This window comes from Shewanella sp. MBTL60-007, from assembly GCF_019654915.1.
In the GTDB taxonomy this organism is placed as follows: Bacteria; Pseudomonadota; Gammaproteobacteria; order Enterobacterales; family Shewanellaceae; genus Shewanella.
Genome location: NZ_BPET01000004.1, coordinates 120,474 through 129,006, shown reverse-complemented (window position 1 = coordinate 129,006; position 8,533 = coordinate 120,474). Strand labels below are relative to the sequence as shown.

The following is an 8,533-nucleotide window of genomic DNA, read 5'->3' as shown; positions in this document are numbered from 1 at the left end:
ATTTCTATCCTTAATTTTGATCTTTCTGGGCGAAGATGATTATTCATTAAACCTTAGTTTCGATAATTTGTTAGAGGTGGCTGCTCATGCGACTGGAATATCTCTAATATTTAGCTTTATTATCTGGTTAATAGCAAAGTGGGGATGGAAAGGTATTTGGTTGATACCCAAGGTTGATAATTTGCTTAATAAGCATGTTTGTCCAAACTTGAATGGAAAGTGGGTTGGACAGATTACATCTACATTCAAAGATGAGAACGGAGACAGTGTTTCCAAAACTGTAGAGATGTCAATTTCAGCAGATTTTATCGGTTTCGATATACGCTTAAAATCCTTAGATGAATATCAAAGGAGTACAGTCGTACAAAGTGAAATTTTTAAAGACACTAGAGATGGAAATTTCTATGTATCATACCTTTTTGAATCTGTAGTAGACCAACCTTTGCCCACAGATGACAGTAAATTTGATGGTGCGGCAAAGCTAGCTGTGCGTTTTGAAGAAAATCATATTCTTTTAGTCGGAACTTACTGGACTAATAGAGCATGGCAGAGAGGTCAAAATACGGCAGGAAAAATTGAGTTACGCAGAGAATAAAGGAATAATTGGAGTCAAAGCAAACTTCGCCAACCCCAACAAAAAGCGAACTCTCCAGTTCGCTTTTTCATCTCTATAACCACCAGAAACCACTACCTCAAACTCAATAACCTGCGCCCTCTTGCCACAGACTTAGCAACCTCATTAGCTACCGCCACCAACCGTGCCTTAATAGCCTGCTCAATCCCCACACCAGATTCAAGCAAGTCAGCAACAGCAATAAACGCAGTGGTCTTTAAGCTCGCGCTGTCATAGCAATAAGCGTAACCATCCTCCACGATCCAGCTTTGATTCTTAGAGTCGAGAGCTTTCTCTTCCAAGCTTCTAACCAAGGTAAAATCGAAAGCCAAGATACAGGATTCATCGCCATACCAATCGGCTTTTAAGGCTTGAAAGTTGAGCCACATTTCAAGCTGCACTAATAACGGCTTAAGCGAACTGGAAAAGCCACTATCGGCACTAATCGTAATCGGAAGTTGTTCTTGCATAGCCACTGTAGCTTTAGTCATTTCAGTTCTATTTCTTTTGTTGAAACTGTGGGTAATTATGTCTCAGTTTGTTTAGTTCTTTGTCGATTGAAAAATAGTATGTTTTGCTGTTAACGCATTAGTTACCACGATACTTAACAGGGCATAAATGATAGCCCATGAAATTAATATACCGACAGCTCCAATAAGCAACGGTATAACCGCATAAAAGTCAGCACCTTCCTTTCCAAGTTTTATTAAAAACAACGCCAATACTATCAACAAAAATCCGTGCAATATTGAGCTTGCAGAGCTAAGAGATGAGCCTATTTTAACTGCGTTTTGCGCTGAATCTAAGTCACCTTGAAATCTATGAATCTTCTTTTCAGGCTTTATATCCACCTGAAACTGCTGCTTTATAACCTCTAGATTCTCACTCTCATCTAACGGCTTTATTTTTTGCTCTAAAATATCCATATTGCATACTCATCCATAATTAACTGGGTGCCACTTTACCAAAAGATCACACCAACTTCCCCTCGGAATCTTTCGCTTCTCAGAAAATTTCGTCGGGGCGTTATGGAGGTTGCAAGGAGGATAAGGACGAGCAGTCCTCCTTGCCCGAGTGTGAGCTGGAAGCTCACGACTTTAGTGGCCGTAGGCCATAAAAACCCCAATAAAAAACGCACCATTGATGGTGCGTTTTACATAATGGCGTTACTGCCGATGATAAGACAATGAAGCCGATGGTTTTTGCCGCGGAGTTGACTCCAGTCAATGAGCAGTAAAAACCTGAGGCTGAAGCCGTATTATCGAGGCTAAGTAGCCATTACAAATTACTCGTAGTCACTCATTGGCACACACGCACAGAATAGATTACGGTCGCCGTACACATCATCAATACGATTAACCGTTGGCCAGAACTTATTCGCCTTAACCGCTGCCGTTGGGAACACGGCTTCTTCACGGCTGTAAGGACGTGAATCAAACGCTGGGTCCATGATGTCGGCCATGGTATGCGGTGCATTGTGTAGCGGGTTATTGTCCGCTGGCCACTCGCCAGACTCTACCTTGGCGATTTCACCGCGAATAGAAACCATAGCTTCGATGAATCTGTCTAGCTCAACCTTAGACTCTGATTCCGTTGGCTCAATCATTAAGGTTCCCGCAACAGGGAAGCTCATGGTTGGCGCGTGGAAACCATAGTCGTTTAGACGCTTAGCGATGTCCATCTCAGTAACGCCAGACGCTTCTTTAAGCGGACGTAGGTCGATGATGCACTCATGCGCCACACGGTCGTTACGGCCTGTGTATAGCACTGGGTAGTGTGTAGACAGCTTCTTCATCACGTAGTTGGCATTAAGCAGTGCTACCTGAGTCGACTGACGAAGACCTTGGAAGCCCAGTAACTTGATGTACATCCAAGTGATTGGCAAGATGCTTGCGCTGCCATATGGCGCTGCTGAAAGTGCACCGTTATTGTCTGACTCGCGACCATGCTTAACCACTGAGTGACCCGCAACAAATGGCGCTAGGTGTGACTTAACACCGATTGGGCCCATACCTGGACCACCGCCGCCATGTGGAATGGCAAAGGTCTTGTGTAGGTTAAGGTGCGATACGTCAGCACCAATTGAACCCGGTGTTGTAAGACCAACCTGCGCGTTCATGTTGGCGCCATCAAGGTAAACCTGACCACCATGTTGATGAATGATGTCACAGATCTCGCTAACTGTTTCTTCGTACACGCCGTGGGTCGACGGGTAAGTGATCATGATGCAAGATAGGTTGTCGGCTACTTCTGCAGCCTTCGCCTTAAGATCTTCCATATCCACGTTACCGGCTTTATCACACGCAGTAACCACAATCTTCATGCCTGCAAGCTGGGCAGAAGCTGGGTTAGTACCGTGCGCAGATTGTGGGATCAGACAGATATTTCTGTGAGCATCACCGCGAGACTCGTGATACTTCTTAATCGCTAATAGACCTGCGTACTCACCCTGTGCGCCCGAGTTTGGTTGCATACAAACGGCGTCGTAACCGGTGATTTCAACTAACCATGCCGATAGCTCTTCAATTAACTGAGTGTAACCTTCAGCTTGATCGAGTGGGCAGAATGGGTGCATGTTGCCAAACTCAGCCCAGCTCACTGGCATCATCTCTGTTGCCGCGTTGAGCTTCATGGTGCACGAACCAAGCGAGATCATAGAGTGGTTTAACGCCAGATCTTTGTTCTCTAAGCGCTTGATATAGCGCATCATCTCAGTTTCGCTGTGATAGTTGTTGAACGTTGGATGAGTCAAGATAGCATCAGTACGTACCAAGTCTGCTGGAATAGACTGACTACCAGCATTGATGATCTGCTCATCAAGCGTGGCAACATCTTGGCCGTGCCCTTCACCTAAAATAACGTCAAATAGCTGAGCAACGTCGCTACGAGTCGTGGTTTCGTCAAGGCTGATACCAAAGCTACCATCAGTATCGATACGCAGGTTGATTTGTGCAGCTAGTGCACGTGCATTAATGGCTGCTACATCACAGCCTTTAACGGTAATTGTGTCAAACCAAGTGCTGTTAACTAGCTCAAGACCTTTAGCTGTAAGACCTGCCGCTAGAATGTCAGTTAGACGATTGATGCGTGAGGCAATTGTCTTTAGACCTTGTGGGCCGTGGAATACCGCGTAGAACGACGCCATGTTGGCCAACAACACCTGTGCAGTACAGATGTTTGAGTTAGCTTTTTCACGGCGAATATGTTGCTCGCGAGTTTGCATCGCCATACGCAGTGCACGGTTACCGCGTGTATCTTGTGATACACCAATAATACGGCCCGGTAGCGAACGCTTGTACTCGTCACGCGTCACAAAGAATGCAGCGTGTGGACCACCAAAGCCCATTGGCACACCAAAGCGCTGTGAGTTACCAAACACCACATCTGCACCCATTGAGCCTGGCGACTTAAGTAGCACAAGTGACATGATATCAGCGGCAACACTGACAACGGCTTTCTTGGCTTTTAGCTCGGCAAACAGTGCGCTGTGATCGCTAATTTCACCAAAGCGGTTGGTGTACTGGAATAATGCGCCAAATAGCTCATGGTTTACGGCATCTGCCGCAGGGCCAACGATAACTTCAAAACCAAAACACTCGGCGCGGGTTTTAACTACGTCGATAGTTTGTGGGAACACGTCGTCTGCAACGAAGAAGATGTTGGCTTTCTTGGCTTTAGAAACACGCTTAGCCAGTGCCATCGCTTCCGCTGCTGCAGTTGCTTCATCGAGCAGTGATGCAGAAGCTAGGTCTAGCCCAGTTAAGTCCATAGACACTTGCTGGAAGTTAAGGATAGCTTCTAGGCGGCCCTGAGCGATCTCAGGCTGGTATGGCGTGTACGCCGTGTACCAACCTGGGTTTTCAAATACATTACGCTGGATAACGCTTGGTACGTCAGTACCGTAGTAACCCATACCGATATAGCTTTTAAACACCTTATTTTTATCTGCAATTTCGCGGATATAAGCGGTACCTTCGGCTTCGCCACAGGCACTGCCTACGGCTAAATCACGGTTAAGACGAATCGAACCTGGCACGATCTGCTGAGTAAGGTCTTCTAGTGACTCCGCGCCAACAAAGTTCAGCATCTCTTGCTGCTGTGTGCTTTCTGGGCCGATGTGGCGACGAATAAATGATTCGTGCTGCTCTAATTGTGTAAGGGTTTCTTTGGTCATGAGTAACCTAGTTCCTATGTGCCTGTATCCTGCCTGTAGGGGGGCGGTGCTACGGGTCTCTTTAGTTTTAGAATGCTTGTTATTTTTGGACTGGGCTTGGCTTGTCTATTTCAGCCATTTGTTTCAGCCATTTTTTCAGTCATCTTTTCCAGCCATTATTGCCTTAATACCCCGACAAAATTCAGGGGCATAAGCCATATAACGAACAAAGCCCCAATCAGCGATGAGTTGGGGCTTTGTCAGTCATCGACGCTTATTCTTCGTCGATAACTGCTTGATAACCTTCGGCATCAAGCAAGTTGTCTAGTTCTGCAAGGTCTGTTGGCATCACGCGGAAGAACCAACCGTCACCGAATGCATCGCTGTTGACTAGCTCTGGAGAATCTTCCAGTGCTTCGTTAACTGCAACAACTTCACCTGATAGTGGTGCGTAGATGTCTGATGCTGCTTTTACAGACTCTGCAACTGCGCAGTCTTCACCAGCGCTAACGTCGTCACCCACTTCTGGCAACTCAACGAACACCATGTCACCCAAAAGCTCTTGAGCGTGCTCACTGATACCGACTGTGTAGCTACCGTCTTCTTCTTTACGGATCCACTCGTGAGAAGAAGCATATTTAAGTTCAGCTGGGATATTGCTCATTGGTCTAAATCCTTATTCGATGTTCTAATTCTGTATTTAATAAGACGTTACACTGACTTGCCTATAAGGCTTATATCAATTTTGGCACCATTTTTACATCATAAGTGCAGCGATTTCATCTAGTTTTTGACGTTTGCCACATTGATCATGTTCAAGTAGGCAAATTTAGCTCTTTCCACTTTATATCAGTGTTTGATGAAACCATAAACTTTAGCCTATTGGCCAAGTCCCTCAACTAAGAGTATCAACTTGACCAATAGATAACGCTATCTTGATAAAGCGAATAAGCTTTATATTCGCCAAACCATTTTCTGAGCTGAATACGCAGAGATTTAGTGCTAATTTTAGGAGCCAGCGCGCAGTTGATAAGCATCAATGAGCACTGGCAACAACAAAGTAGGACTAAATAGCCAGTATTAAGCCAGAAAAATTAGAATGCTTGTTTACCATTGCGCACAAACGACGGTGCGATGACCTTAACTGGTACACGCTTCTTACGCATCTCTACTTCAGCCACCTCACCAATGCTGCTAGGTACGCGAGCCATAGCGATTGAGTAACCTAGTGTAGGCGAGAATGTGCCGCTAGTAATGGTACCTTGCTGCTCAACGCCATCACTGTCGGTAAAAAATACTGACATGCCGTGACGGATAACGCCTTTGGCGTCCATGATGAGGCCAACTAGCTTGTCGGTACCTTCCGCTTTAATCTTTTCTAGTGCTTGGCGTCCGTTAAAGTCACGATCCGCTGGCTCCCATGCTACCGTCCACCCCATGTTCGCAGCCAATGGGTTAACGCTTTCGTCCATATCTAGGCCGTAAAGGTTCATGCCCGCTTCTAGGCGTAGGGTGTCACGTGCACCTAGGCCACATGGACGGATGCCGGCTTCAAGGAAGGCTTGCCACAATGCTTCGGCCTCTGCTTCTGGCACGATAACTTCATAGCCAGTCTCACCTGTGTAACCTGTAGTTGCGATAAATAGCGAGCCTGATTGCACGCCGAAGAATGGCTTCATGCCTTCTACTGCAGCATTTTGTTCGGCGTTAAATACGGTGGCCGCTTTTGCCTTGGCATTTGGACCTTGAACGGCGATCATCGCCAGCTCAGGACGCTCGGTTACTTCAACGCTGAAGCCTTTAACTTGCTCGTTGATCCAAGCTAGGTCTTTTTCACGGGTTGCTGAGTTAACAACAATGCGGTATTCGGTATCTGATAGGTAATAGGTGATAAGGTCGTCGATCACGCCGCCGTTATGGTCAAGCATGCCGCCGTATAGGGCCTTACCTGGAACTTTAAGCTTAGCGACGTCGTTGGCTAGCAGTTTGCGTAAAAAGGCACAAGCGTCATCACCAATCACATCGACAACAGTCATGTGAGACACGTCGAACATACCGGCGTCTTGGCGCACTGCGTGATGTTCTTCGATTTGTGAACCGTAGTTAAGTGGCATATCCCAACCATGGAAGTCTACCATCTTGCCGTTCGATTCTAGATGCTTGTTAAAAAGTACAGTTTTGTTAGCCATTTTTATCCCTTCTTTGGGGTCTTCTAGTCTTCGACTGATCCCAGCACTTTATAAAGGTACTGTGTAGGGTACTCACGTAAGCTACTGGCACCAGATTCATGTCGTGGTATTAAAATGCGGCGAAATTATACCTTGAGACGCTACTTTGTATACAAAAGAATTTTCTAATCCGAACAGTTTTGTCATTAGTTTTTCTCATTATCAATTTGTAAATTTTTCACACAAAAAGATCGCAAACCTTAGTCATGCGAACAAATATATGAAACCAAAGGCTTATTTAGACTTGACTAATGAGTATTAATTGTTAATTTTCACTCCGCCGACACAACTTAGGTAGGTTGCTCTTGTTACCTAGCGCCTGTTGAATAAACAGTGTTTTCAATGGCGCAAAATTATCGACGATATTTAACCCCAGATCGCGTATCGCCTTTTTAAGTGGATTACTGCCTTGGAAGAGTCGTTTAAAGCCTTCCATCGCGGTGATCATCTCTAACGCTTCGGCCTTACGCCAGCGTTCAAGGTCGCGCAGATTACGGTAATCACCGATATCTTTACCCTGCTGCTTAAGCTCACTCACCACTTCCACAATGCTGGCGGCGTCGAGAAAGCCTAGGTTAACCCCCTGTCCTGCTAGTGGGTGGATGGTGTGCGCCGCATCGCCTGCTAGCACTAAACGTGACTGAGCAAAATGGCGGGCATAACGCATGCGTAGCGGGAACGACTGACGTTCACTCTCAAGACTACACATACCGAGGCGACCATCAAATGCTGCGGTTAAGGCGCGCTCGAAGCCTATCTTATCTAATGCCAGTAGCTCGTCTGCTTTCTCTGGCGACACCGACCAGACGATTGAGCAGAGATCTTTTTCATATAGAGGTAGGAAGGCCAGTGGCCCTTCGCTGTCGAACACTTGCCTTGCCGTGCTACCATGGGGAAGCTCGGTGCGAATGGTTGCAACGATAGCGTGATGGTTATAATCCCAGAAGGTCATTGGAATTTTGCACTGCTCGCGCACCCAAGAGTTGGCGCCATCGGCAGCGACCACCAGCGCAGCACTTAAGCTATCGCCATTGTCTAATGATAACCAAGCTTCACGCTCGCCGAAGGCGATACGCTCTAGACGCTGGTTTTCAATATAAGTTAACTCGCTAAACTCACCTGCGCGCTCGGCCAGTGCAAAGGCGATGGCATCGTTCTCGATAATCGAACCTAGATGAGTTTCACTCAATGAGTGGGCATCGAAATCAATTTTGCCTAGGCTGTCTTTATCCCAGACCTGCATCTTTTGGTATGGACTCACTCTCGATGCAGCCAAGTACGGCCAAGCGCCTAAGTTTGTAATAAGCTGTTGGCTGGCCTTGTTGATAGCGCTGACCCTGAGCTTTGGCGCCCCCGATACCGCTTGGGTTTGACCCGCATCGATCACCACCACTTTAATGCCTTCCATCGCTAAACCAATAGCCGTTGCGAGGCCAACCATGCCCCCACCAACAATTGCGACATCATAAGTTTGTGTGCTTAACATCTTCTACCCTTACTCAAAAAACGGCTTAATTTCTATAATTGAATTATGCGGTT

The 8,533-nt window shown here is 46.4% G+C and carries 7 protein-coding genes; 1 reads left to right on the top strand and 6 read right to left on the bottom strand.

Annotated elements, in window-relative coordinates:
* A partial coding sequence (locus K5Q92_RS02465) for a hypothetical protein (RefSeq protein ID WP_220767472.1) occupies positions 1–595 on the top strand: 595 nt, incomplete at its 5' end.
* Positions 596–687: 92 nt separating this feature from the next.
* Here K5Q92_RS02465 and K5Q92_RS02460 read toward each other — a convergent pair.
* The 6 genes from K5Q92_RS02460 to K5Q92_RS02435 all read right to left on the bottom strand — a co-directional run bounded on the left by K5Q92_RS02460 (position 688) and on the right by K5Q92_RS02435 (position 8,480).
* Complete coding sequence (locus K5Q92_RS02460; RefSeq protein WP_220767471.1) at positions 688–1,104, bottom strand: hypothetical protein; 417 nt, start codon at positions 1,102–1,104, stop codon at positions 688–690.
* A gap of 51 nt (positions 1,105–1,155) precedes the next feature.
* Positions 1,156–1,539 (bottom strand): hypothetical protein, encoded by a 384-nt coding sequence (locus K5Q92_RS02455; RefSeq protein WP_220767470.1) that lies wholly within the window; start codon positions 1,537–1,539, stop codon positions 1,156–1,158.
* Positions 1,540–1,898: 359 nt separating this feature from the next.
* Positions 1,899–4,787 carry an aminomethyl-transferring glycine dehydrogenase gene (gene gcvP, locus K5Q92_RS02450; RefSeq protein WP_220767469.1) on the bottom strand — a complete coding sequence of 963 codons (2,889 nt, stop codon included), beginning with the start codon at positions 4,785–4,787 and terminating at the stop codon, positions 1,899–1,901.
* 253 nt (positions 4,788–5,040) lie between these two features.
* On the bottom strand, positions 5,041–5,430 hold the full coding sequence (gene gcvH / locus K5Q92_RS02445) for a glycine cleavage system protein GcvH (protein WP_220767468.1): 390 nt from the start codon (positions 5,428–5,430) through the stop codon (positions 5,041–5,043).
* A gap of 430 nt (positions 5,431–5,860) precedes the next feature.
* The gene (gene gcvT, locus K5Q92_RS02440; RefSeq protein ID WP_220767467.1) at positions 5,861–6,955 is read right to left on the bottom strand and encodes a glycine cleavage system aminomethyltransferase GcvT; all 1,095 of its coding nucleotides are present in this window, start codon (positions 6,953–6,955) and stop codon (positions 5,861–5,863) included.
* 304 nt (positions 6,956–7,259) lie between these two features.
* On the bottom strand, positions 7,260–8,480 hold the full coding sequence (locus tag K5Q92_RS02435; protein WP_220767466.1) for an FAD-dependent monooxygenase: 1,221 nt from the start codon (positions 8,478–8,480) through the stop codon (positions 7,260–7,262).
* Positions 8,481–8,533 lie beyond the last annotated feature (53 nt).

Bases quoted from the DNA above. Each gene is read 5' to 3' on its own strand.
- K5Q92_RS02455 (WP_220767470.1), bottom strand. From the start codon at position 1,539: ATGGATATTTTAGAGCAAAAAATAAAGCCGTTAGATGAGAGTGAGAAT.
- gcvH (WP_220767468.1), bottom strand. From the start codon at position 5,430: ATGAGCAATATCCCAGCTGAACTTAAATATGCTTCTTCTCACGAGTGG.
- gcvT (WP_220767467.1), bottom strand. From the start codon at position 6,955: ATGGCTAACAAAACTGTACTTTTTAACAAGCATCTAGAATCGAACGGC.
- K5Q92_RS02435 (WP_220767466.1), bottom strand. From the start codon at position 8,480: ATGTTAAGCACACAAACTTATGATGTCGCAATTGTTGGTGGGGGCATG.
- K5Q92_RS02460 (WP_220767471.1), bottom strand. From the start codon at position 1,104: ATGACTAAAGCTACAGTGGCTATGCAAGAACAACTTCCGATTACGATT.
- gcvP (WP_220767469.1), bottom strand. From the start codon at position 4,787: ATGACCAAAGAAACCCTTACACAATTAGAGCAGCACGAATCATTTATT.